Annotated in this window: 1 pseudogene; it reads right to left on the reverse strand. The window is 68.1% G+C overall.

The window, feature by feature from the left end:
- Window positions 1-639, reverse strand: a pseudogene (locus AC3EO7_RS37850) (hypothetical protein); the annotation flags it as partial.
- Window positions 640-658: the final 19 nt, after the last annotated feature.

Here is a 658-nt window from a genome sequence, read left to right on the forward strand (position 1 = left end):
ATTCACGGTCGTCTTCGGCGCGGCTGCTTGGACCGGCCGCGTCGTGGTCACCCGCAGATACGGTCGCGTGCGCGAGAGCAACCGCAGATCGTCGAGCGTCAGCGGATTCACCAGGCCCGCTGATTGGGCGGTGAGCAGACTGACCTGCGAGGTGATCAGCGGGGTCAGCTCCTGGACCGACCGCACGAACGCGCCCGTGGCCGCGATCACCGGTAGGCCGGTGGCCTGGGCGGTGACGACCAGGCCGCGGCATGCGTTCGCGATCCGGCCGCCGACCACCGCCGCGCGCGCGGCCAGAGCGCCGTTGCCACCCAGTACCGATAGACCGCCGGTGCCGGTGCCCAACACCCATGAGACGCCTTCGACGGCGACGAACAGTGCCGCGAACTCACCGAGTTCGTGCAGGATGGTGCTGCGGGTGTCCTCGACAGCTTGGGCGTAGCCAGCCAACCCGTGCGCCAGCGTCATGAACTGCGCCGACAGGGTTTTGGCCTGGTTCTCCAGCAGGGTGATCTGGTCGAGGATCTGCTGGGCTTCCGGGGTCTGCTGACCACTGACCGCATCGCGGGCGGGTTGGAAGTTCAGATGCGTGTTCAGCTGCTCGGCGCACCAACTCCACCCGGTCGCGGCGTCACGCAAGGTGTCGACCTTGGCGTTG

The sequence above is a fragment of the Nocardia sp. bgisy118 genome (genome assembly GCF_057708605.1).